Annotated in this window: 19 protein-coding genes, 6 tRNA genes and 1 pseudogene; 5 read left to right on the top strand and 21 right to left on the bottom strand. The window is 52.9% G+C overall.

Annotation, left to right across the window (positions count from 1 at the left end; genetic code table 11):
• Window positions 1–45 precede the first annotated feature (45 nt).
• Window positions 46–1470, bottom strand: a complete 1425-nt coding sequence (gene miaB, locus ACFK9X_RS07725; protein WP_001519200.1) for a tRNA (N6-isopentenyl adenosine(37)-C2)-methylthiotransferase MiaB — start codon at window positions 1468–1470, stop codon at window positions 46–48.
• 143 nt (window positions 1471–1613) lie between these two features.
• Between miaB and ubiF the strand changes: the two genes are divergently transcribed.
• Window positions 1614–2789: a 3-demethoxyubiquinol 3-hydroxylase gene (gene ubiF, locus ACFK9X_RS07730; RefSeq protein WP_151116055.1), complete on the top strand. Its 1176-nt coding sequence runs from the start codon at window positions 1614–1616 to the stop codon at window positions 2787–2789.
• Between the two features lie 66 nt (window positions 2790–2855).
• Here the strand turns inward: ubiF and ACFK9X_RS07735 are convergent, their stop codons facing one another.
• The 12 genes from ACFK9X_RS07735 to nagB form a co-directional block, all read right to left on the bottom strand.
• Window positions 2856–3431: a membrane protein gene (locus tag ACFK9X_RS07735; protein WP_001109072.1), complete on the bottom strand. Its 576-nt coding sequence runs from the start codon at window positions 3429–3431 to the stop codon at window positions 2856–2858.
• A gap of 135 nt (window positions 3432–3566) precedes the next feature.
• Window positions 3567–3641: transfer RNA gene (locus tag ACFK9X_RS07740), tRNA-Gln, on the bottom strand.
• Between the two features lie 43 nt (window positions 3642–3684).
• Window positions 3685–3759 (bottom strand) — tRNA-Gln (locus ACFK9X_RS07745).
• 46 nt (window positions 3760–3805) lie between these two features.
• Window positions 3806–3882, bottom strand: a tRNA-Met gene (locus ACFK9X_RS07750).
• Window positions 3883–3897: 15 nt separating this feature from the next.
• Window positions 3898–3972, bottom strand: a tRNA-Gln gene (locus tag ACFK9X_RS07755).
• A 23-nt stretch (window positions 3973–3995) separates the two neighbouring features.
• Window positions 3996–4080 (bottom strand) — tRNA-Leu (locus ACFK9X_RS07760).
• Between the two features lie 8 nt (window positions 4081–4088).
• A tRNA-Met gene (locus ACFK9X_RS07765) sits at window positions 4089–4165 on the bottom strand.
• A 222-nt stretch (window positions 4166–4387) separates the two neighbouring features.
• The gene (gene asnB / locus ACFK9X_RS07770; protein ID WP_000337041.1) at window positions 4388–6052 is read right to left on the bottom strand and encodes an asparagine synthase B; all 1665 of its coding nucleotides are present in this window, start codon (window positions 6050–6052) and stop codon (window positions 4388–4390) included.
• 289 nt (window positions 6053–6341) lie between these two features.
• Window positions 6342–7094 (bottom strand): ribonucleotide monophosphatase NagD, encoded by a 753-nt coding sequence (gene nagD / locus ACFK9X_RS07775; RefSeq protein ID WP_000153143.1) that lies wholly within the window; start codon window positions 7092–7094, stop codon window positions 6342–6344.
• 46 nt (window positions 7095–7140) lie between these two features.
• The gene (gene nagC / locus ACFK9X_RS07780; protein WP_151116057.1) at window positions 7141–8361 is read right to left on the bottom strand and encodes a DNA-binding transcriptional regulator NagC; all 1221 of its coding nucleotides are present in this window, start codon (window positions 8359–8361) and stop codon (window positions 7141–7143) included.
• A gap of 4 nt (window positions 8362–8365) precedes the next feature.
• Window positions 8366–9520, bottom strand: a complete 1155-nt coding sequence (gene nagA, locus ACFK9X_RS07785) for an N-acetylglucosamine-6-phosphate deacetylase (protein ID WP_000271186.1) — start codon at window positions 9518–9520, stop codon at window positions 8366–8368.
• A 59-nt stretch (window positions 9521–9579) separates the two neighbouring features.
• On the bottom strand, window positions 9580–10380 hold the full coding sequence (gene nagB / locus ACFK9X_RS07790; protein WP_001237059.1) for a glucosamine-6-phosphate deaminase: 801 nt from the start codon (window positions 10378–10380) through the stop codon (window positions 9580–9582).
• A 326-nt stretch (window positions 10381–10706) separates the two neighbouring features.
• Here nagB and nagE point away from each other — a divergent pair, with 326 nt between their 5' ends.
• From nagE to chiQ, 4 genes are all read left to right on the top strand, one after another.
• Window positions 10707–12659, top strand: coding sequence for a PTS N-acetyl glucosamine transporter subunit IIABC (nagE, locus tag ACFK9X_RS07795; RefSeq protein WP_151116059.1), 1953 nt, complete (start codon window positions 10707–10709; stop codon window positions 12657–12659).
• Window positions 12660–12869: 210 nt separating this feature from the next.
• Complete coding sequence (glnS, locus tag ACFK9X_RS07800) at window positions 12870–14537, top strand: glutamine--tRNA ligase (RefSeq protein WP_001287179.1); 1668 nt, start codon at window positions 12870–12872, stop codon at window positions 14535–14537.
• 654 nt (window positions 14538–15191) lie between these two features.
• Window positions 15192–16598 (top strand): chitoporin, encoded by a 1407-nt coding sequence (gene chiP, locus ACFK9X_RS07805; protein WP_001258803.1) that lies wholly within the window; start codon window positions 15192–15194, stop codon window positions 16596–16598.
• A 49-nt stretch (window positions 16599–16647) separates the two neighbouring features.
• Window positions 16648–16980, top strand: a complete 333-nt coding sequence (gene chiQ / locus ACFK9X_RS07810; protein WP_151116061.1) for a ChiQ/YbfN family lipoprotein — start codon at window positions 16648–16650, stop codon at window positions 16978–16980.
• Between the two features lie 48 nt (window positions 16981–17028).
• Here the strand turns inward: chiQ and tcuC are convergent, their stop codons facing one another.
• The 8 genes and pseudogenes from tcuC to ybfE form a co-directional block, all read right to left on the bottom strand.
• The gene (gene tcuC / locus ACFK9X_RS07815; protein ID WP_000057014.1) at window positions 17029–18333 is read right to left on the bottom strand and encodes a tricarballylate/proton symporter TcuC; all 1305 of its coding nucleotides are present in this window, start codon (window positions 18331–18333) and stop codon (window positions 17029–17031) included.
• A gap of 83 nt (window positions 18334–18416) precedes the next feature.
• Window positions 18417–19523 carry a tricarballylate utilization protein TcuB gene (gene tcuB, locus ACFK9X_RS07820; RefSeq protein ID WP_151116063.1) on the bottom strand — a complete coding sequence of 369 codons (1107 nt, stop codon included), beginning with the start codon at window positions 19521–19523 and terminating at the stop codon, window positions 18417–18419.
• A complete protein-coding gene (tcuA, locus tag ACFK9X_RS07825) occupies window positions 19510–20913 on the bottom strand; it encodes an FAD-dependent tricarballylate dehydrogenase TcuA (RefSeq protein ID WP_000228705.1) in 1404 nt (467 codons plus the stop codon). Before tcuA ends, tcuB begins: the two co-directional genes overlap by 14 nt.
• Before the next feature lie 97 nt (window positions 20914–21010).
• Complete coding sequence (gene tcuR / locus ACFK9X_RS07830) at window positions 21011–21937, bottom strand: tricarballylate utilization LysR family transcriptional regulator TcuR (RefSeq protein WP_000423371.1); 927 nt, start codon at window positions 21935–21937, stop codon at window positions 21011–21013.
• Window positions 21938–22051: 114 nt separating this feature from the next.
• Complete coding sequence (fur, locus tag ACFK9X_RS07835; protein ID WP_000131699.1) at window positions 22052–22504, bottom strand: ferric iron uptake transcriptional regulator; 453 nt, start codon at window positions 22502–22504, stop codon at window positions 22052–22054.
• Window positions 22497–22582, bottom strand: a pseudogene (locus tag ACFK9X_RS07840) (ryhB-regulated fur leader peptide). The gene fur and the pseudogene ACFK9X_RS07840 overlap by 8 nt, the downstream one beginning before the upstream one ends.
• A 203-nt stretch (window positions 22583–22785) precedes the next feature.
• Window positions 22786–23316 (bottom strand): flavodoxin FldA, encoded by a 531-nt coding sequence (gene fldA / locus ACFK9X_RS07845; RefSeq protein WP_001018621.1) that lies wholly within the window; start codon window positions 23314–23316, stop codon window positions 22786–22788.
• A gap of 150 nt (window positions 23317–23466) precedes the next feature.
• Entirely contained in the window at window positions 23467–23760 is a 294-nt protein-coding gene (gene ybfE, locus ACFK9X_RS07850) for a LexA regulated protein (protein ID WP_001040939.1), read from the bottom strand.
• Between the last annotated feature and the right edge of the window lie 124 nt (window positions 23761–23884).

Consider the following 23884-nt stretch of genomic DNA (forward strand, 5'->3'; position numbering starts at 1 on the left):
CCGACAGGCGTAGCGCCATCGGGCATTATTGCCTTTCCTGCAGGATTAAGGCTGGTAGAATCCTACGCCCAGCTCATTTTCTTTACGGGTACGGGCAATGACGGACTCCGGCGTTTCGGCGACGCGCAGACCCATTTCATCTTCGGTACGCACCACTTTTCCGCGCAGGGAGTTCGGATAGACGTCAGTAATTTCCACATCGACAAACTTACCAATCATCTCCGGCGTGCCTTCAAAGTTCACCACCCGATTGTTTTCGGTACGGCCAGACAGTTCCATAATGTTTTTACGTGACGTGCCTTCCACCAGAATGCGCTGTGTCGTGCCGAGCATACGGCGGCTCCATGCCATCGCCTGCTGATTGATACGCTCTTGCAGAATATACAGACGCTGCTTCTTCTCTTCTTCCGGTACGTCATCAACCATATCGGCAGCCGGCGTTCCCGGACGCGCAGAGAAGATAAAGCTGTAGCTCATATCAAAGTTGACGTCAGCGATAAGCTTCATGGTTTTTTCGAAATCATCGGTAGTTTCGCCTGGGAAACCGACGATAAAGTCAGAGCTTATCTGAATGTCCGGCCGCGCCGCGCGCAGTTTACGGATGATTGCTTTATATTCCAGCGCAGTGTGGGTGCGCCCCATCAGATTCAACACGCGATCGGAACCGCTCTGTACCGGCAGATGCAGGAAACTGACCAGCTCCGGCGTATCGCGGTACACCTCGATAATATCGTCGGTGAACTCAATCGGATGGCTGGTGGTAAAGCGAATACGGTCAATGCCGTCGATGGCGGCAACCAGACGCAGCAGATCGGCAAAGGTGCCGGTGGTGCCGTCGTAGTTTTCTCCGCGCCAGGCGTTAACGTTCTGGCCCAGCAGGTTGACCTCACGCACGCCCTGCGCCGCTAGCTGGGCGATTTCGAACAGGATATCGTCTGAGGGACGGCTGACTTCTTCACCGCGGGTATACGGCACCACGCAGTAAGTACAATATTTATTGCAGCCTTCCATGATAGAAACAAACGCGGTCGGGCCTTCTGCGCGCGGTTCCGGCAAACGGTCGAACTTCTCGATTTCCGGGAAGCTGATATCGACCACCGGGCTGCGGTCGCCACGCACGGAGTTAATCATCTCCGGCAGGCGGTGTAAGGTTTGCGGGCCAAAAATAATGTCGACGTAATGGGCGCGTTGACGAATGTGCTCGCCTTCCTGGGAAGCCACGCAGCCGCCGACGCCGATAATCAGATCGGGATTTTTCTCTTTTAACAGTCTCCAGCGACCTAATTGATGGAAGACTTTTTCCTGAGCCTTCTCGCGGATTGAGCAGGTATTCAACAGCAGCACATCCGCCTCTTCCGCCACGTCGGTCAGTTGATAGCCGTGGGTGGCGTCCAGCAGATCGGCCATCTTCGATGAATCGTACTCGTTCATCTGACAGCCCCAGGTTTTAATATGGAGTTTTTTAGTCATCGACTTGCTCTTGCGAAATAGTGGCTGAAAAGCAGGGCGCATAGTGTAATGCTTTGGCGCGGTTGTGACCAGTATGACTGACGTCAGCCCTAATGGGTAAAAAATCCTGTAAACTTGTCTAAAACGTAACAGGATGAATGACCATGACAAATCAACCAACGGAAATTGCCATTGTCGGCGGGGGAATGGTCGGCGGCGCGCTGGCGCTGGGTCTGGCGCAGCAAGGGTTTACGGTGATGGTAATAGAACATGCCGCGCCTGCGCCGTTTGTGGCTGACAGCCAGCCTGACGTGCGGATTTCGGCCATTAGCGCGGCATCCGTGGCGCTGCTCAAGGGGCTGGGCGTTTGGGAGGCGGTGCAGGGGATGCGTAGCCATCCTTATCGGCGACTGGAGACCTGGGAGTGGGAAAACGCCCATGTGGTGTTCGACGCCGCTGAACTCAAGCTGCCGCTGTTAGGCTATATGGTAGAGAACAACGTCCTGCAACAGGCGCTGTGGCAGGCGCTGGAAGCGCACCCCGGCGTGACGCTGCGCGTTCCGGCTTCACTGGCGGCATTGCACCGCCGCCACGATGGTTATGCGCTGGAACTGGCCGACGGCGAATGGGTAACGCCGAAGTTAGTGATTGGCGCCGACGGCGCGAATTCGCAGGTTCGGCAAATGGCGGGAATTGGCATTCATGCCTGGCAATATGCGCAGTCGTGTATGCTTATCACCGTCAAGTGTGAAAATTCGCCAGGCGACAGCACCTGGCAGCAGTTTACGCCAACGGGGCCGCGCGCCTTTTTGCCGCTGTCCGATGATTGGGCGTCGCTGGTGTGGTATGACGCTCCGGCACGTATTCGCCAGTTGCAGGGTTTATCGATGACGCAATTGCAGGTGGAAATTAACCAGCACTTTCCGGCTCGTCTGGGGGCGGTGATGCCTGTCGCGGCGGGCGCGTTTCCGCTAACCCGTCGTCACGCGTTGCAGTATGCGCAACCGGGGCTGGCGCTGGTAGGCGACGCGGCGCATACCATTCATCCGCTGGCCGGGCAGGGCGTCAACCTGGGGTATCGGGATGTTGATGCGTTGATTGATGTGCTGGCGAGTGCCCGTAGCTATGGCGAGTCCTGGGCCAGCCATTCGGTGTTGAAACGCTATCAGACGCGGCGCATGGCAGATAATTTTATGATGCAAAGTGGAATGGATCTGTTCTATGCCGGGTTCAGCAATGAACTGCCGCCGCTGCGTATTTTACGCAATATGGGGCTGATGGCGGCGCAGCGCGCAGGCGTGCTAAAACGTCAGGCGCTGAAGTATGCGTTGGGATTGTAACCCGCTGAATGCCTTACCCGGTTTGTAAAAACGCTCAATTGCAGGTCGGGTAAGCGTATTGACATCTTACTTTACTGCAAATAAAGCACATAAACCTAATTTCCCTTTGAAATCAATTTCATACCAAGGTGATGCCATTTCAATTGTGCATACGTTGTATTGGCAACGTACTACTTTATGTAGCATCAGTAATGTGGAACTCATTGATTTTACAAGAATCGCCAGAGTGATTAATGCGGCGAGAATCCGATACCACGTCAGTGTTGCATGTTGGACATCAAACCACAGAATATAAAAAGTGATGATGTGAAGAATGACTTTGCTGGACAGGGCGCGAATATAGAATCCACGCAGCGCCGTTTTCGAGGAAAACGCGACATTAATCAGCGCGCTTTGTTTTTCTTGCACAGGGATCCCTGGCAGATACACTATCCATTCCGCACTATTCTGGCGTAGCATGACCGCCTTTTTCTGGTGCAGTATATGTAGCCTCATTGACACTGCCACGGGGTAAACCAGACCCAAAATAATCAACCAGGCGGCGCTGGCCGTGATATCAATGAAGGTGAAAGCGCAGAGCAAGACGACCATAAAAAATGTTAATGGCTGCAAAAAGAGATACCAACAAAACTGGTAATTCATTGTGAGGTTACCGAACGCTCCCTGTAAGGCTTTATCATAGCGTTTTACTGATAGCAGGGCATTGAGGGGGAAACCTCTTTCGGAATTTATAAACGCAGAAAAGCAAAAAGCTCGCCGAAGCGAGCTTTTTAAAAGTGGCTGGGGTACGAGGATTCGAACCTCGGAATGCCGGAATCAGAATCCGGTGCCTTACCGCTTGGCGATACCCCAATTGTCGTACTTCTTGCGCTCATTAGCAGAGCGTCTTTAAAACTGGCTGGGGTACGAGGATTCGAACCTCGGAATGCCGGAATCAGAATCCGGTGCCTTACCGCTTGGCGATACCCCAACAAATTATTTTCGAACCGGTCGAATACCTCGACGCGTTCTGAATATGGTGGCTACGACGGGATTCGAACCTGTGACCCCATCATTATGAGTGATGTGCTCTAACCAACTGAGCTACGTAGCCAGATGATTTCTTCGATGGCTGGGGTACCTGGATTCGAACCAGGGAATGCCGGTATCAAAAACCGGTGCCTTACCGCTTGGCGATACCCCATCCGTACAACGCTTATCGGTGAATGGTGCGGGAGGCGAGACTTGAACTCGCACACCTTGCGGCGCCAGAACCTAAATCTGGTGCGTCTACCAATTTCGCCACTCCCGCAAAAAAGATGGTGGCTACGACGGGATTCGAACCTGTGACCCCATCATTATGAGTGATGTGCTCTAACCAACTGAGCTACGTAGCCATCTTTTTTTCGCGTTACCTTATCGGCGTTGCGGGGCGCATTATGCGTATTGAGCCTTGAAGCGTCAACCTCTTTTTCATCGAAAAACGTCGGAAAGTGTCTGTTTGGTTAGGTTGCGAACAGCGTGGCGCAATATTCGGCAATTATTGGTTATTAATCGTTTTTCCGAAAGTAGTTTGCTATAAAAAAAGAGCCCCTAAGGGCTCTTTCGTCATCGTTAATTTACTGGTACGCCGACTGATGCACGCCGACCGCGCGGCCTGACGGGTCATCCATCGTTTTGAATGCTTCATCCCACTCAATGGCTTTGGCGGAAGAACAGGCCACGGACGGGCCGCCGGGTACGCATTCCGCGGCGCTCGGCACCGGGAACAATTCTTCAAAAATTTCCCGGTACAAGTACGCCTCTTTAGACGACGGCGTGTTGTATGGAAAGCGGAAGCGGGCGGTTTCCAGTTGTTGATCGGAAATCTGTTTCGCCGCCACCTCTTTCAGCGTATCAATCCAGCTGTAACCTACGCCGTCAGAGAATTGCTCTTTCTGACGCCACGCGACGCTTGCTGGCAGATAAGACTCGAAGCACTCGCGCAGCACGTGTTTTTCCATCTTGCCGTTGCCGCACATTTTATCCTGTGGGTTGATACGCATCGCCACGTCGAGGAATTTTTTATCCAGGAACGGTACGCGCGCTTCCACGCCCCAGGCGGACATCGCTTTGTTGGCGCGGGCGCAGTCATACATATGCAGCGCCTGTAGCTTACGGACCGTCTCTTCATGTAACTCTTTGGCGTTCGGCGCTTTATGGAAGTACAGGTAGCCGCCAAACACCTCGTCGGAACCTTCGCCGGAGAGCACCATTTTGATGCCCATCGCTTTGATCTTACGCGACATCAGATACATCGGCGTTGAGGCGCGGATAGTGGTCACGTCATAGGTTTCAATGTGGTAGATAACATCACGAATGGCATCAAGGCCTTCCTGCACGGTGAAGTGAATTTCATGGTGCACGGTGCCGAGGTGGTTAGCCACTTCCTGGGCCGCCTTCAGGTCAGGCGAACCTTCCAGACCGACCGCAAAAGAGTGCAACTGTGGCCACCAGGCTTCGGAGCGCTCCTGATCTTCGACGCGACGGGCGGCGAATTTTTTGGTGATTGCCGAAATAACCGACGAGTCCAGACCGCCGGAGAGCAGCACGCCATAAGGGACGTCGGACATCAGGTGGCTTTTCACGGATTCTTCCAGCGCCTGGCGCAGCGCGTTTTTGTCGGTAACGTTGTCTTTTACCGCATCGAACTCAAACCAGTCGCGCTGATAGTACTGACGAATTTCGCCGTCTTTGCTCCACAGGTAGCTGCCCGCCGGGAACTCTTTAATGGTGCGGCAGACCGGGGTCAGCGCTTTCATTTCTGACGCTACGTAGAAGTTGCCGAATTCGTCATAGCCCATATAGAGCGGAATAATACCGATATGGTCACGACCAATCAGATAAGCGTCTTTTTCGCTGTCATACAGGGCGAAGGCGAACATCCCCTGTAAATCGTCAAGGAAATCCGGCCCTTTTTCCTGATACAGCGCGAGAATAACTTCGCAGTCGGAGCCTGTCTGGAACGCGTAACGATCGCCATACTCCGCGCGTAACGTCTGATGGTTATAAATTTCACCGTTCACCGCCAGTACGTGGGTTTTTCTGGCGTTATACAGGGGCTGGGCGCCAGCGTTAACATCAACAATCGACAAGCGTTCATGTGCGAGAATCGCGTTATCGCAAGCGTAGATGCCGGACCAGTCCGGGCCGCGATGGCGCATCAGGCGTGACAGTTCAAGGGCTTTTTTACGCAGTTCCGCTGCATCTGTTTTGATATCGAATACGCCGAAAATAGAACACATAGCCTTCTCCGTTAATCTGTTGCGTCGTACTTTTTGTATTTGCTTGACTAAAAAATGCCGCAAAGGCGTGGAAGGCGCAAGGGGATTACGGTCTGAAAAATGAAAAATGCAATCGTCATTGTTGATTAGTGAAAAATGATTACGTATTGCGCGGATTTATTGATGGATCTTCAGTTTTATCGTGGTTTAATTGAATTATGTTTTTCCTGATGACGTTTCGCTTATCAGGCCTACAATGTTGTTCGAACCGTAGGCCTGAAAGCGGCGCGTCATCGGGCAGGGGACAGGTTTAGATAACGTCTATCTCGGCGACGGAAGGGTAAATCCAGCTTGGGCGGAACGGCATACTGTCAATATCATTGATTGTTGATACGCCTGAAAGCACCAGAATGGTCTCCAGACCGGCCTGGAACCCCGCCAGAATGTCGGTGCGCAGGTTGTCGCCGACGATAACGGTCTCTTCCGAGTGCGCCTGCATTTTGTTTAACGCCGCGCGGATGATCCACGGGCTGGGTTTGCCGACATAAAACGGCTTCCGGCCGGAAATTTTTTCAATGCCTGCGCACAGCGCGCCGCAGGCCGGATAAAAGCCGCGACCGTGAGTATCCGGGTTGGTAGCGATAAAGCGCGCGCCATTGGCGACGAAAAATGCTGCTTTATGCATCATGTCCCAGTTGTAGGAGCGGGTTTCTCCAACGATGACAAAATCAGGGTTCACATCGGTAATGGTAAAACCCGCTTTATAGAGCTCGTGAATAAGCGCGCCTTCGCCCACGACATACGCTTTTTTACCTTCCTGACGGCGCAGAAAATCGGCTGTCGCCATTGCTGACGTATAAAACACGCTGTCCGGCACGTTAACGCCAGCGGTAGCAAAACGGTTCGCCAGATCCTGGCCGGTTTGCGACGGGTAATTGGTCAGCAGCACCAGCGGCAGACCTTTTTCCAGAATCCCCGTCAGAAATTCCGCCGCACCGGGTACGGCTACGTTGTCGTGCATCAGCACGCCGTCGATATCGCAGATTACATTCTTGATGGTCATGAACTACCCAGGGAATTTGTGAATAATCCGATACTATAAGAGCGCATCAACTTTCCAGCAAACGTTGCAGCAATGTTCCGTTGAGCATGGCGCGTTTAACTAAGGCAAATGCGCCGATAGCAGAACGGTGATCCAGCGTGGAGCGTACCACCGGCAAATTTTTGCGAAATGCCTTTAACGCCTGAGTATTGATACAGCTTTCGATAGCGGGCAACAGGACTTTATCGGCTTCAATGATCTCGCCGGCAATGACGATTTTTTGCGGATTAAACAGGTTGATAGCAATGGCGATCGTTTTGCCCAAATGGCGACCAACATGCTCAATGACTTCCGAGGCCAGGCTGTCACCCCGGTTTGCCGCCTTACAGATGGTTTTAATCGTGCAGTCGTCAAGCGGAACACGGCTTTGATACCCTTGTTTAAGCAAATTCAGCACCCGTTGTTCAATCGCCGCATTGGCGGCAATGGTTTCCAGACAGCCGAAATTACCGCAGTGGCAGCGCTCGCCCAACGGCTCCACCTGAATATGCCCAATTTCGCCGACGTTGCCGTTACGGCCAATGAAGATGCGTCCGTTGGAGATAATCCCGGCGCCTGTACCACGATGAACGCGCACCAGAATCGAGTCCTCGCAATCCTGACTGGCGCCGAAGTAGTGTTCCGCCAGCGCCAGGCTACGGATATCGTGTCCCACGAAACAGGTAACGTGAAACCGTTTTTCCAGCGCTTCGACCAGTCCCCAGTTTTCAACCTGAATGTGCGGCATGTAACGAATCACGCCGCTTTCCGGATCGACAAGCCCTAGCAGGATCACCGAGATAGCGATCAATTCACGAATTTTACGCTGACAGCTATCAATAAAGACGGCGATGGTGTTGAGCAGCGCGTGTTCCAGCGTCTCCTGGGTGCGCTCCGGCAGCGGATAATGCTCCTCAGCGACCACTTTACTGCTCAGATCGTAGAGCGTTAAAGTGGTGTCATGACGCCCCAGGCGAACGCCAATGGCGTGAAAGTTACGGGTTTCCGTGACGATAGAGATAGCGCGGCGGCCTCCGGTAGAGGCCTGCTGATCGACTTCTTTGATCAGCCCGCGTTCAATGAGTTGACGCGTAATTTTCGTTACGCTGGCGGGAGCAAGCTGGCTTTGCTCGGCAATTTGTATGCGCGAGATAGGACCATGCTGGTCAATCAGGCGGTAAACGGCCGCGCTGTTAAGCTGTTTTACGAGATCAACGTTACCTATCTGAGCTTGTCCGCCTGGTGTCATATTCTCACTTACTCAAGTCAACGACCTCGTCACCATTAACGATGGTCTTGATAATTTTAAAATCGTGGGTGAACGCGGTCAGGTTGGCGACTTTACCCGGCGCAATGCTACCGAGATGTTTATCAACGCCGATAGCGCGAGCCGGATAGAGCGTTGCCATGCGCAGCACTTCATCCAGCGCGATGCCGCAATGCGCGACCAGGTTGCGTACGCCTTCAATCATGGTTAAGGACGAACCGCTCAACGTACCGTTTTCATCCACACACAGTCCATTGCGGTAGTATATTGTTTTACCTGCGAAAATGAACTGCTCAATATTGGCCCCCGCCGGTGCGGTGGCGTCTGTCACCAGACAAAGTTTGTCGCCTTTCAGGCGTTTGGCATTGCGAATGTTGGCGTAGTCGACATGCAGACCATCGGCGATAACGCCGCAATAAATATCCGCTTCGTCCAGAACAGCGCCAGCAAGGCCCGGCTCACGCCCTGTAATGTACGGCATCGCGTTAAACAGGTGAGTCGCAAAGGTAATCCCGGCGCGGAAGCCCGCTTTCGCCTCTTTTAACGTCGCGTTGGAGTGACCTGCGGAAACCACAATGCCCGCATTCGCCAGTTTAGCGATTACGTCAGCAGGCACCATTTCCGGCGCGAGTGTGACTTTGGTGATGACGTCGGCATTATCGCATAAGAAATCGACCAGCGCAGCGTCTGGTTTACGCACGAAATCAGGATTATGGGTGCCTTTTTTTACCAGATTAAGCCAGGGGCCTTCCAGGTGGAGACCCAGCGCCTGGTGCGGATGTTTTTCCAGGTATTCGCGCATGACGCGAATGCCCTGTTTCATCAATTCGTCGCTGGTAGTGATAAGCGTTGGCAGAAAGTTAGTACAGCCCGATTTTTCATTGGCTTTCTGCATAATTTCCAGCGTTTCAACGCTGACGGCTTCTGCGGTATCGTTAAACTGCACGCCGCCGCAGCCGTTTAGCTGCACATCAATAAAACCGGGGGAGAGAATGGCCCCATTCAATGAGCGTTGTTCTATTCCCGGCGGCAGTTCGGCCATCGGACAAACGCGGTCAATCAGGCCATTAGCGACAACAAGCGCATGGTCATCAAGAATTTCGTGACCGGTAAAGATCCGGCCCTGGGTTAAAGCATACATTCCGACCCCCGATATCAAAAATTTACCGCCCCGCATTGACTGGCGGAGCGGAGACAACATTACAGACCTTTAATATTTTCTGCTTCTAATTCATTGAAATATTTCAATGTTTTAACTTTAAGTTCCATTGTGGACGGCTCATCGCATACCACAACCGCTTTCGGATGGAGTTGCAGGCAGCTAATGGTCCACATGTGGTTGACGTTGCCTTCAACCGCCGCCTGCAGCGCCTGGGCTTTCTGATGGCCCAGCACCAGAATCATCACTTCTTCCGCATCCAGCAGCGTGCCTACGCCTACCGTCAGCGCGTATTTCGGCACCTGGTTTACGTCACCGTCAAAGAAGCGGGAGTTCGCTACGCGAGTATCATGGGTTAACGTTTTGATACGGGTACGGGAAGCTAGGGAAGACGCCGGTTCGTTAAAGGCGATGTGACCGTCGTTGCCGACGCCGCCCATAAACAGATGGATTTTACCGTAAGAACGAATTTTTTCTTCATATTGACGGCATTCCGCATCGATATCCGGTGCGTTACCGTTGAGAAGATTGATGTTTTCTGCTGGAATATCAACGTGATCGAAAAAGTTACGATGCATAAAGCTGTGGTAGCTTTCCGGGTGCTCTTTCGGCAGGCCAACATATTCGTCCATATTAAAGGTGACCACATGCTTAAAGCTGACCTCGCCCGCTTTGTGCATCTCAACCAGCGCTTTGTACGCCGTTAGCGGCGTGCCGCCGGTAGGCAGCCCAAGGACAAACGGACGATCGGCGGTCGGTTTGAACGCATTAATACGGTTAACGATATGGCGAGCGGCCCATTTGCCAACCTGTTCTGCGGTACTCAGGGGGATCAGTCTCATTCTTCACCTCAATAATCAATGTCAAAATTTGGCGGATCGTATTAAGCGTAACCTGGATATCCAGGGTTCGTGTTCAATCCGTCCTGATTTTTTGAATCATAAAATAAGTTTTCCGTGTTAGCCAGTGGATGGTGGGGGTAATTACGATATTTAGTGATTATAATCACAAAAAACACCCATTTAATTTGCGAGGCGAATTAATTTTCCACACACTCTGCAGAAGATGATCTCACCGTTCGATTACAGAACATCACGTTTTTAACGTTTGCAGCACAATAAAAAACGGCTTCAAAGAAGCCATATCGGCGTCTCGTAGGGGGAATAAGATGAATATTTTAGGTTTTTTCCAGCGGCTGGGTAGGGCGTTGCAGCTCCCTATCGCCGTGTTGCCGGTGGCAGCGTTGTTGCTGCGATTCGGCCAACCAGATTTGCTGAATATGCCGTTTATCGCGCAAGCGGGCGGGTCTATTTTCGATAACCTGGCGTTGGTTTTCGCTATCGGCGTGGCCTCCAGTTGGTCTAAAGATAGCGCAGGCGCGGCAGCGCTGGCGGGAGCCGTGGGTTACTTCGTCATGACCAAAGCGATGGTGACGATTAACCCGGAAATCAACATGGGCGTGCTGGCGGGGATTATTACCGGTCTGGTCGGCGGCGCGGTTTATAATCGCTGGTCTGGTATCAAACTGCCTGATTTTCTCAGTTTCTTCGGTGGAAAACGTTTTGTGCCGATCGCAACGGGCTTTTTCTGTCTGGTGCTGGCCGCTATTTTCGGTTACGTCTGGCCGCCGGTACAGCATGGCATCCATGCGGGCGGTGAATGGATCGTTTCCGCAGGCGCGCTGGGTTCCGGTATCTTTGGCTTCATCAACCGTCTGCTGATCCCCACCGGTCTGCATCAGGTACTGAACACCATCGCCTGGTTCCAGATTGGCGAATTCACCAATGCCGCAGGCACTGTATTCCACGGCGACATCAACCGCTTCTATGCTGGCGACGGCACGGCGGGGATGTTTATGTCCGGCTTCTTCCCGATCATGATGTTTGGCCTGCCGGGCGCCGCTCTGGCGATGTATTTCGCCGCGCCGAAAGAACGTCGTCCGATGGTGGGCGGTATGCTGCTGTCTGTCGCGATCACCGCGTTTCTGACCGGCGTAACCGAGCCGCTGGAATTCCTGTTTATGTTCCTGGCGCCGCTGCTGTACCTCCTGCACGCCATTTTGACCGGTATCAGCCTGTTCGTCGCGACGTTGCTGGGTATCCATGCGGGCTTCTCTTTCTCGGCAGGCGCGATCGACTATGTTCTGATGTATAACCTGCCAGCGGCCAGCAATAACGTCTGGATGTTGCTGGTGATGGGCGTTGTATTCTTTATCATCTACTTCCTGCTGTTCAGCGCGGTTATTCGTATGTTTAACCTGAAAACGCCGGGCCGCGAAGATAAAGTTGATGAGATGGTAACGGAAGAAGCCAACAGCAACACCGAAGAAGGGTTAACGCAACTGGCGACCAGCTATATTGCTGCGGTTGGCGGTACGGACAACCTGAAAGCTATCGATGCGTGTATTACCCGTCTGCGCCTGACCGTGAACGACTCTGCTCGCGTCAACGATGCGGCCTGCAAACGCCTCGGCGCTTCCGGCGTGGTGAAACTGAACAAACAGACCATTCAGGTTATTGTCGGCGCGAAAGCGGAATCGATTGGCGATGAAATGAAGAAAGTGGTGGCGCGGGGACCGGTCGCGGCAGCGTCTGCTGATGCGGCTCACGTTGCAACACTTGCTCCGGCGGCCAAACCCCAGGCGGTGCCGAATGCGGTAACTATCGCTGAACTGGTCTCTCCGATTACCGGTGAGGTAGTGGCGCTGGATCAGGTACCGGATGAAGCTTTCGCCAGCAAAGCGGTCGGCGACGGCGTGGCGGTGAAACCCACCGATAAAACCGTGGTTTCTCCGGCGGCGGGTACTATCGTGAAAATCTTCAACACTAACCACGCGTTCTGTCTGGAAACCGAAAAAGGCGCGGAGATCGTTGTCCATATGGGTATCGATACCGTCGCGCTGAACGGTCAGGGCTTCAAGCGTCTGGTAGAAGAGGGTGCGGAAGTCACGGCGGGTCAGCCGGTTCTGGAACTGGATCTGGACTTCCTGAATGCCAATGCGCGTTCCATGATAAGCCCGGTTGTTTGCAGCAACAGCGATGACTTCAGCGCTCTGGTCATCAAAGCGGATGGTCACGTGGTAGCGGGTCAAACGCCACTGTACGAGATCAAGAGCAAATAATCGCTTCCTGGCCGGATAAGGCGTAAGACGCCATCCGGCGATATCACAGAAAACATAAGCGGCAGAGGGAAACCTTCGCCGCTTTTTTTTACCGCAATTAGCCCCAATATTTTCTGCAAAGCCACTTTTTAAGTAACTAAAGGTTGTCAGTCTGTCCGGCTTATAAGATCATATGCCGTTATACGTTGTTTACGCTTTGAGGAATCCACGATGAGTGAGGCTGAAGCCCGCCCGACTAACTTTATTCGTCAGATTATTGATGAAGATCTGGCGAGTGGTAAACATACCACTGTCCATACCCGTTTTCCGCCGGAGCCGAATGGCTATCTGCACATCGGCCACGCGAAATCTATCTGCCTGAACTTTGGCATCGCGCAAGATTATCAGGGCCAGTGCAACCTGCGTTTCGATGACACCAACCCGGTAAAAGAAGATATCGAGTACGTTGATTCGATCAAAAACGACGTCGAGTGGTTAGGCTTTCACTGGTCTGGCGATATTCGCTACTCCTCCGATTACTTTGACCAACTGCACGCCTATGCGGTCGAGCTAATCAATAAAGGCCTGGCCTACGTTGATGAGCTGACGCCGGAGCAGATCCGTGAATACCGCGGTACGCTGACCGCGCCGGGTAAAAACAGCCCGTTCCGCGATCGCAGCGTGGAAGAGAACCTCGCGCTATTTGAAAAAATGCGTACCGGCGGTTTTGAAGAGGGTAAAGCCTGTCTGCGCGCTAAAATCGACATGGCGTCGCCGTTTATCGTGATGCGCGATCCGGTGCTGTATCGCATTAAATTCGCCGAGCATCATCAGACTGGCAACAAGTGGTGCATCTATCCGATGTACGACTTTACTCATTGCATCAGCGATGCGCTGGAAGGCATTACTCATTCTCTGTGTACGCTGGAGTTCCAGGATAACCGTCGTCTGTACGACTGGGTGCTGGACAACATCACCATTCCGGTTCACCCGCGCCAGTACGAATTCTCGCGGCTGAATCTGGAATACACCGTGATGTCCAAGCGTAAGCTGAACCTGCTGGTGACCGACAAACACGTCGAAGGCTGGGATGATCCGCGTATGCCGACTATTTCCGGTCTGCGCCGTCGCGGCTATACCGCGGCTTCTATTCGTGAGTTCTGCAAACGCATCGGCGTCACCAAGCAGGACAACACCATTGAGATGGCGTCGCTGGAATCCTGCATTCGCGAAGATCTGAACGAAAACGCGCCGCGCGCGATGGCGGTAATCGATCCGGTAAAACTGGTTATCGAAAACTACCCGCAGGGCGAGAGCGAAATGGTTACCATGCCTAATCATCCGAATAAACCGGAGATGGGCCGCCGTGAAGTGCCGTTTAGCGGTGAGATCTGGATCGATCGCGCAGATTTCCGCGAAGAAGCGAACAAACAGTACAAACGTCTGGTGATGGGCAAAGAAGTGCGTCTGCGTAATGCCTACGTCATTAAAGCGGAGCGCGTAGAGAAGGATGCCGAAGGGAATATCACCACCATCTTCTGTACCTATGATGCTGATACGCTGAGTAAAGATCCGGCTGACGGGCGTAAAGTGAAAGGCGTAATCCACTGGGTTAGCGCAGCACATGCGCTGCCGATTGAAATTCGTCTCTACGACCGTCTGTTCAGCGTGCCGAATCCGGGCGCCGCGGAGGACTTCCTGTCCGTTATCAACCCCGAATCATTAGTGATTAAGCAGGGGTATGGTGAGCCGTCTCTGAAAGCGGCGGTAGCAGGGAAAGCTTTCCAGTTTGAACGTGAAGGCTACTTCTGCCTCGACAGCCGCTATGCAACGGCCGATAAGCTGGTCTTTAACCGCACCGTGGGCCTGCGTGATACCTGGGCGAAAGCGGGCGAATAAGCACTGCGCCAACAGGCGAATGCTGTAAAAATACCTTGTCAACGCCGCGTTTTGCGGCGTTTTTTCTCTGCATTTCCAAGAGCCTATCCCATTAGGGCTATTTTACTTGCCATTTTGGACCTGGGCAGTGCTCGCCAAAACGCGTTAGCGTTTTGAACGCCGCTAGCGGCGGTCCGAAGGGCGAGCGTAGCGAGTCAAACCTCACGTACTACGTGTACGCTCCGGTTTTTGCGCGCTGTCCGTGTCCAAACTGGCTGCGCCAATAACGCCTGGTGGGATAGGCTCTAAGTCGATTCTCTTTTTTGCGAGGCGAATTAATTATTCTCTGAAAATTATTGATCTGATAAATGATTATTAATCTAGATGTTATAAGCGTCAGGTCAACAGGAGACAATTATTTTCATGCCTATGGAAAACAAGTCAATTTTCTTTCTGGCGGTCTGCTTCCCTCACCAGCAGTTGAATGTAACAGAAAGCAATTAAATATGTGCGGTTGCTCATATTATTACATACTGGTTACAGAAAGAGATTGATAATTCGCATCGCGAAAAATAGTCTATTTAACGTAGTAAATGAGGTTCCTCAGCGCTACTTTTTATTTTTTCGCTGTTCGCTTTTGTCGGCAGCAATTTATACGTCAAAGAGGATTAACTTATGCGTACGTTTAGTGGCAAACGTAGTACGCTGGCTCTGGCTATCGCCGGTATCACAGCAATGTCGGGGTGGATCGTTGTTCCGCAGGCGCAAGCCTCCGGCTTTTTCGACGACTCCACGTTAACGGGCGGCATCTATTATTGGCAGCGTGAACGCGATCGCAAAGATGTGACCGACGGCGACAAATATAAAACTAACCTTTCTCATGCGACCTGGAACGCTAACCTGGATTTTCAGTCTGGTTACGCTGCGGATATGTTCGGTCTGGATATCGCGGCGTTTACCGCGATTGAAATGGCAGAAAACGGCGATAGCGGTCATCCAAACGAAATTGCCTTCTCGAAAAAGAATAAAGGCTACGACGAAGACTATTCCGGCGATAAGAGCGGTATCAGTCTTTATAAAGCCGCAGCGAAATTTAAATATGGCCCGGTCTGGGCGCGCGCCGGTTATATTCAGCCTACCGGTCAGACGCTGTTAGCGCCGCACTGGAGTTTTATGCCGGGTACCTATCAGGGTGCGGAAGCTGGCGCCAGTTTTGACTATGGCGATGCGGGCGCGTTAAGTTTTTCCTACATGTGGACTAACGAATATAAAGCGCCGTGGCATACCGAAATGGATAAGTTTTATCAGGCGGATAAAAAAACCAATGTGGATTATCTCCACTCCATCGGCGCGAAGTACGACTTCAAAAATGATCTGGTGCTGGAAGCGGCGTTTGGTCAGTCCGAAGGCTATGTCGATCAATATTTCGCAAAGGCCAGCTATAAATTTGATTTAGGCGGCAATCCGTTCACCACCAGTTACCAGTTCTACGGCGCGCGCGACAAAGTAGACGATCGCAGCGTGAATGATATTTACGACGGTACGGCCTGGCTGCAGGCGTTGACCTTCGGCTACAAAGTCGCGGAAGTGGTTGACCTGCGTCTGGAAGGCACCTGGGTGAAAGCGGACGGTCAGCAGGGCTATTTTCTGCAACGTATGACGCCAACCTACGCCTCTTCAAACGGTCGTCTGGATATCTGGTGGGATAACCGCTCCGACTTTAACGCTAACGGTGAAAAGGCGGTTTTCTTCGGCGCGATGTATGACCTGAAAAACTGGAATCTGCCGGGCTGGGCTGTGGGCGCGTCTTACGTTTACGCCTGGGATGCTAAACCGGCAACCTGGCAAAGTAACCCGGATGCTTACTACGACAAAAACCGCACTATCGAAGAGTCCTCATACAGTCTGGATGCGGTCTATACCCTGCAGGAGGGGCGTGCCAAAGGCACCATGTTCAAACTGCACTTCACCGAATATGACAACCACTCCAATATTCCAAGCTGGGGCGGTGGTTACGGCAACATCTTCCAGGATGAACGTGACGTGAAATTTATCGTTATTGCGCCATTCACTATTTTCTGATGTCAGATGCGGCAGGCTGCCGGTCTGCCGCGCTGTTGAGGAACGACCTATGAAAAAAATTTTACTCATCGCCAGCATGACCGCCGGTTTGACGGCCTGCGCGTCATCACCCGCGCCGGAAGAATATAGCCGGCTGAAAGAGGCGTACAGCGCCTGTATCAATACCGCACAGGGCTCGCCTGAGAAGATAGAGGCCTGCCAAAGCGTACTGAATGTCCTTAAAAAAGACCGCAAACATCAGCAATTTGCTAACGAAGAAAGCGTGCGGGTACTGGACTATCAGCAGTGCATTCAGGCGACGCGCACGGGTAACGATCAGGCGGTCAAGGCTGACTGCGACAAGGTCTGGCAGGAAATTCGCAGTCATAATAACGTGCAATAAAAACCTGCCTTGCCACCCACGGGCGAATGTTTTCCGCCCGTGGTTTTTTCAGGCTTTATTTTCTGCCGCGATATAGCCGCGACTCAGACGTACAAACAGCATCGCCGTCGCGGCAAGTCCACATAATGCCGCGCACATCAGCCACCAGCCGGGCGAGCTTTTGTCGCCGGTTAACTTTACCAGCGCGGTAGAGATGGCCGGCGTCAGGCCGCCAAAAATCGCCGTCGCCAGGCTAAAGGCCAGCGAGAAACCAACGGTACGCACATAGACTGGCATCACTTCGGTTAACGCCGCGACCATTGCGCCGTTATACATGCCAAAAAAGAAAGAGAACCACAGCAGTACCAGCGTCATGCGGGTAAAGTCGGGTGCGGCGGTCAGCCACTGCATGACGGGCCAGGTGGTGATCAGCGCCAGCAACGTAATGCCCATTAACACGGCGCGACGGCCAATCCGGTCGGAAATCGCGCCGCCAATGGGTAACCAGATAAAATTGGACACCCCCACCAACATGGTGACGATCAAACTGTCCCGCGCGCTGAGATTAAGCACGGTTCTGCCATAGGTCGGCGTATAAACGGTGATAAAATAAAACGTTGTGGTGGTCATCGCCACCAGCAGCGTTCCGGCCGTAATAATGCGCCAGTTTTTGGCGATAGTTGCAAAAATTTCCCTAGTGTCGGGGCGATGCTTGCGTTGTAAAAACGCTTCTGTTTCTTGTAATGAACGACGTAAAACAAAAATCAGCGGAATGATCATACAGCCGATAAAGAACGGAATTCGCCAGCCCCACTCCGATATCGCGTCGTGTCCCAGCGTGATATTCAGGCTATAACCAATCAACGCGGCGACAACGATCGCAACCTGCTGACTGGCGGATTGCCAGCTGGTATAAAACCCTTTATTGCCTGGCGTTGCGATTTCGGACAGATAGACCGAGACGCCGCCTAACTCAACGCCCGCAGAAAATCCTTGTAATAACCGGCCCAACAGCACCAACGCAGGCGCTGCCAGGCCGATCGTTTGGTAGCCGGGGACGAGGGCGATGAGCAACGTACCGCAGCCCATAATCGCCAGCGTCACCATCAGCCCTTTACGGCGTCCGATTCTGTCAATATAGGCGCCAAGCACAATCGCGCCGACGGGGCGCATTAAAAAACCGGAGCCAAAGACGGCAAAGGTCAACATTAATGAGGCAAATTCGCTTTCCGCCGGAAAAAACGTTCTGGCGATATAGGTGGCGTAAAATCCGAACAAGAAAAAATCAAACTGTTCAAGAAAATTGCCGCTTGTCACGCGCAGTATTGCGCCGAACGTGCCGGCGCGCGATGTTGCAGGTGTGTGTTGTGCCATAGGGTTTGCTCTCCACTGTCTTTATTGTTTTATGGGTAAGATGTTGCGGGTCAGTTGCCTGTATCCCCCGCATGTTTTCCGCGTCACTTCTCAACTGCCCATTTGAGTAAGGCCGCGCAGCGGAAAAATCCGTGGGCGAATTTTCCGTAGGGAAGAGTGAGAAAGAGCGCCATCACCACGCCTAAATGGAGCGCCAGCAGTATGCCCATTCCGCTGGTGTCTCTGCCTGCCAGCAGCGCCAGCCCGGTAAGACTGGTTAAGAACAGCAGCAGAATAAAGCCGCGATCCATGGGTTTCTGGCGCACATCGCCATGTAACGGCGACCGCCGCAGATTGAGCCACAGTAGCCCGGCCGGGCCGATAAGCAGACCGATACCGCCCAGCGTGCCGAGCATGACCGGCAGGCTAAAGAACGGGTAGGGCGCTTCCCAACCGGCGACGTAGTGATAGCCCGTCGCCACGACCGTGGCGGCAAAACAGAGCATAAAACCGTAGAAGGTAAAGTGATGAAAGCGACGGCGCAGCAGCGTGAACGCATCGTCCGCTTCGTTACAGCCTTTGCCGTGACCGCCGTCGAGATATTTCAGCGTTAACGCATTGTGCGACGCTTCCGCAATCTCCGCCGAACGCGGTACACCCGGCGAGATCTCACGCCAGAAGCGGATTACGCCCGCCATAAGCAAACCGATTGCCAGCACAAAAACTGAGCCAAACATCCATGCCAGCAGGCTATGCGGAAAAATTTGATAGAAGTCACCGGCCAGCGGCGGATGAATCAGCGACCCTTTCAGCGCCATCGTCAGTAATAAAAAGAGCGTCAGACCGACTATCAGCGCCAGCGCGACGGTGATCCCCGCCCGACGGTATAACGCGCCAAAAGCGGCGGGCTGGGCATACTGTTGATACGTCTCCAGGCGGGCTTGCGCCATCGCTTTCGGCACGTTAATGGCAAATTCATGGGGCGGCGCGTACTGGCACGCGTGCAGGCAGGCGCCACAGTTATGACATAAATTCGCCAGATAATGAATATCGGCTTTACCGAATTCGAGCCGCTGGGTCATCGCCGGAAATACCGCGCAAAAACCTTCGCAGTAGCGACACGCGTTACACACTTGCATGACGCGTTCGACCTCGGCTTCCGGTTCGGTAAGCACGGTGGCCTCAATGATTAATTTTTCAAGCTGTTTCATGCTGCGCCTCCTTGTGCGCCGCGCGGGCGGCTTCTATTCCCGCAATGCGGCCAAAGGTTGTGCCGATAGACATGCCTACGCCTGCGGTATACCCCTTGCCCAGAACATTTCCTGCCATCATCTCGCCGGCAACAAACAGGTTGCGGCTTGGATGACCGGCAAAATGCACCGCGGCACGTTCATTGACTTTCAGGCCCAGGTAGGTAAACGTGATGCCGGGTCGCAGCGCATAACCGTAGTAGGGCGGCGCATCAAGCGGGCGCGCCCAGTGGGTTTTCGCCGGCGTCAGGTTTTTAGTAGCGCAGTCATCAAGCAAGGTATGATCAAAATGACCGGGTTGGCAGGCCTGGTTATACTGCGTGACGGTATGGGTAAATTTTTCCGCGTCCAGCCCCAACTGGCAGGCCAGTTCAGCCAGCGTATTGGCCTGCGCGCCAGGAAAAACCGGCGGCATAAAGTGGCCGATGGCTTTGCTGTCAATAATCGAATAGCCAATTTGTCCTGGCTGTTGAGCCACCAGCCGCCCCCAAATGGCGTAACGCTTCGGCCAGAAATCTTCGCCTTCATCATAAAAACGTTCGGCGTCGCGATTCACGACAATACCCAGCGATACGCAATCCACGCGAGTACAAATACCGCCGTCGTACAGCGGCGCCCTGGCATCAATCGCTACGCAGTGCGACTGGGACGGATCGCCAATGATATCCGCGCCGGCATCCATCATAAATTTGAGTAATACGCCCTGGTTAAAACGCGTGCCGCGAATCAGAAAATTATCCGCGGGCCATTCGCCGCGGGCGTTTTCTCCCCAGGCCTCCCGCAGCCATTCACGGTTTGATTCGAAACCGCCAGCCGCTAATACGCAGGCTTTGGCGGTAATACGTTCGCTACCCGCCAGCGCTGCCACGAATTCGCCGTCATGAAGTTCAAGCGCGTGAACCGGCGTGTTATAGCGAATCTGTACGCCCAGCCGTTCGGCGCTACGGTAATAGGCATTGACGAGCGCTTTCCCGCCGCCCATAAAAAACGCATTGGTGCGCGCAACGTGGAGCGCACCAGATAGTGGCGGTTGAAAGTTAACGCCATGTTTGCGCATCCAGTCGCGGCATTGCGAAGAGGTGCGAATGACCAGCCGCGCCAGCGCCTCGTTGGTGTTGCCGTCGGTGACTCGCCACAGATCCTGCCAGAATTCCTCTTCAGGATAGCTTTCTACCAGCACATCCTGCGGCGCATCATGCATACAGCGCAGGTTTCGTGTGTGCTGAGAATTTCCGCCGCGCCATTCTCGCGGGGCAGCCTCCAGCAGCAGAACCGATGCGCCCGCTTCCCGTGCGGTCAGGGCGGCGCATAATGCGGCATTGCCTCCGCCTATCACCAGTACATCAACCATCTTATACTCCCGTACCATTTAACTATTTGTTAAATTTGTAATTGAAATGTATACGGATAAATAAGCGGCGCGCTATCAGGTAGCGCTAAACAGGGGTTTAGTAAGCGTAAAGGGTTGCGCCTGGCCATTCACCGGCGTCGACTAACTGACGCATAACTTTGGTAAGGACTACTCTGGCGGCAAGGCCGGCGGGCGTCAGTTCATCATCCGACAGGCTAACTAAAAAATTGGGGCGGCTGAGTACCGGATTATGGACGCCGATCACGCGTAGCGCGTCGTTATCCAGATGAGAAATCGCCGCGCCGGGCTGCAACGTGGCGCCAAGACCGTCGCGCACGGCGCGCATCAACAACGCCAGGCCGTCAATTTCCGCGACGATTTCAACGTTAAGCGCATGTTCCTGGCAGACAGCGTCCAGCCTGCCGCGCAGCCCGTGTCCCTGGCTTGGCATAATGAGCGGAATGCCTGCCAGTTGTTCAGGTGTGATCGGGTTATCAGGAAGCGCCGCCAGCAGGGCATGGGAGCCAATCAGAAAAAGCTGTTCTTCAAGGATCGGTCTGGCGCTCCAGCGCAGGATTTTATCTTTTTGAAAGACAACGGCTAAATCAATCTGGCGGGTATTGATCATTCTTTCCAGATTACCGGACAAGCTTTCCACCACATGCAGTCGGACATCGGCATAGTTTTCCTGCATGGCATGGATAAACGGTATACCCAGTATGGAGGCGGTACTGGGGGCCATTCCTACGCTCACATGACCGGAAAGGCGCGCTTCTCTGGCGGCGAGAATCGCGTCGTCGGCATGACGCAGGGCGAGTTGCGCCTGTGAATAAAAGGCCAGCCCGGCGTTGGTTGGCGTTACGCCGCGCGAGGTGCGCTGCAGCAGACGGATAGCAAGCTCGTTTTCCAGACGGGACATCTGTTGACTTAAGGCTGAAACGCCAATATCAAGATCCTGTGCGGCGCTGCCCATACTGCCGGTTTCAATAATACGCACGAAATAGCGTAACTGGCGAAGCTCCATTCCTGCTCTCCTGAGATGCGATAGCGTTTTTTACATTAAATCAACATCAAGCGGCAGGAAAGGGGAGGATATAAAAAAGCCAACCGGGCGGTTGGCTCTTCGAAAGATTTACACTTATTTAGTCGCGTCATCGTGCGCGTGCTCGTCTTCGCGGCAGTCGCCTTCAGCGCAGTGGCCGTAAAGATAGAGGCTGTGATTAGTTAAACGAATACCGTGTTTCGCCGCAATTTCACGCTGGCGCGCTTCAATAGAGTCATCACTAAATTCAATCACTTTTCCGCAATCAAGGCAGATAAGATGGTCGTGATGATGCTGTTGCGTCAGTTCAAAAACGGATTTACCGCCTTCAAAATTATGGCGGGTCACGATACCGGCATCGTCAAACTGGTTCAGCACACGGTATACGGTTGCCAGACCGATTTCTTCACCCATGTCGATCAGGCGTTTGTATAAATCTTCCGCACTGACGTGATGGTTATCTGGTTCCTGAAGAACTTCCAGAATTTTTAAACGAGGAAGCGTTACTTTCAGGCCAGCCTTCTTTAATGCGGTATTGTTGTCAGTCATGCGGAATCTGTCCTGTTGCTAAACGATTCACTTCATTAGAGAAGTGACAGAAATTGCACTCAAGATAATGCGTATCATTATAGGACTGCCATGCCGAAATGAAAACCGCAAGTCTCTCGCAGATGTTAATAAAACTGTGGTTTTGCCTGCAAATTCTGGCGCCACCTGATTACACCCGGACATTGTACAGGGATGGGTGCGAAAGTTACAAATTTGTAGCAATTATTTTGATTGGTCTTGTCTATTGATGCGGCGCAGATATAACGCTGCGCCGCATAAGATTAGGCGTTGAGGATGTCGTCGAGGTGCAATTCAGCCGAAACTTGCTTAACCCATTTTTCAACACGCTCGGCGGTCAGTTCAGGCTGACGGTCTTCGTCAATCGCCAGACCGACAAAATGATCGTCGTCAGCCAGACCTTTAGAGGCTTCAAAATGATAGCCTGCAGTTGGCCAGTGACCCACAATCGTGGCGCCGCGCGGCTCGATAATGTCGCGAATCGTGCCCAGCGCATCACAGAAGTATTCCGCGTAGTCTTCCTGATCGCCACAGCCAAACAGCGCCACCAGCTTACCGTTAAAGTCAATCTCTTCGAGAGTCGGGAAGAAGTCATCCCAGTCACATTGCGCTTCGCCATAGTACCAGGTTGGGATGCCCAGCAGCAGAATGTCATACCCTTCCAGGTCTTCTTTACTGCTTTTTGCAATGTCATGCACATCGGCAACGTCTTTACCAAGCTGTTTTTGAATCATTTTTGCGATATTTTCGGTATTACCGGTGTCGCTGCCGAAAAAGATGCCAGTGATTGCCATGAGTAAAATAACCTCTTGAAACTTATTGAAATGGTGGTGGCGAATTGCCCACGGATAAGGGCAATCATAGCAGAACAGGCAGATATGCGGAAACAGCAATCACGCGGGACTGCACGCTCTGCTACACGAAATATGAAACAAAACTTATTTTCAGACTAAACCCTGGCCGCGCAGCGCCATAAGCTGCTTCATTAATATTTCTTCAATGAGCTCGCTGCGGCTAATGTTGCGCGCTTCGGCCAGCTCATTCAGCGCGTCAACCGCTTGTGCGTTGAGTTTTAATTCGACACGCTTGAGGCCACGAACTTTGTCGCGTTTTAACTGGTTGCGCTTGTTGATGCGTAACTGTTCATCGCGCGAAAGCGGATTCGTTTTAGGTCGTCCCGGGCGACGCTCGTGCGCGAACAGATCTAATGTCGTACGGTCCGTTTGTTCTTTGGCCATGATTTTGGTGACTTCGGGGGAAACAATCAGCCAGGCTTATGCCCGGATGGATAGCGCGCCATCATACATCAGCGAGGAAGCGACGCCAACGCCCGCGCGCGTAATCGCGCACAGGCGATGAGTT

Origin of the sequence: Salmonella sp. WC3 (genome assembly GCF_042932255.1) — a bacterium.
Classification (GTDB): Bacteria; Pseudomonadota; Gammaproteobacteria; order Enterobacterales; family Enterobacteriaceae; genus Salmonella; species Salmonella enterica.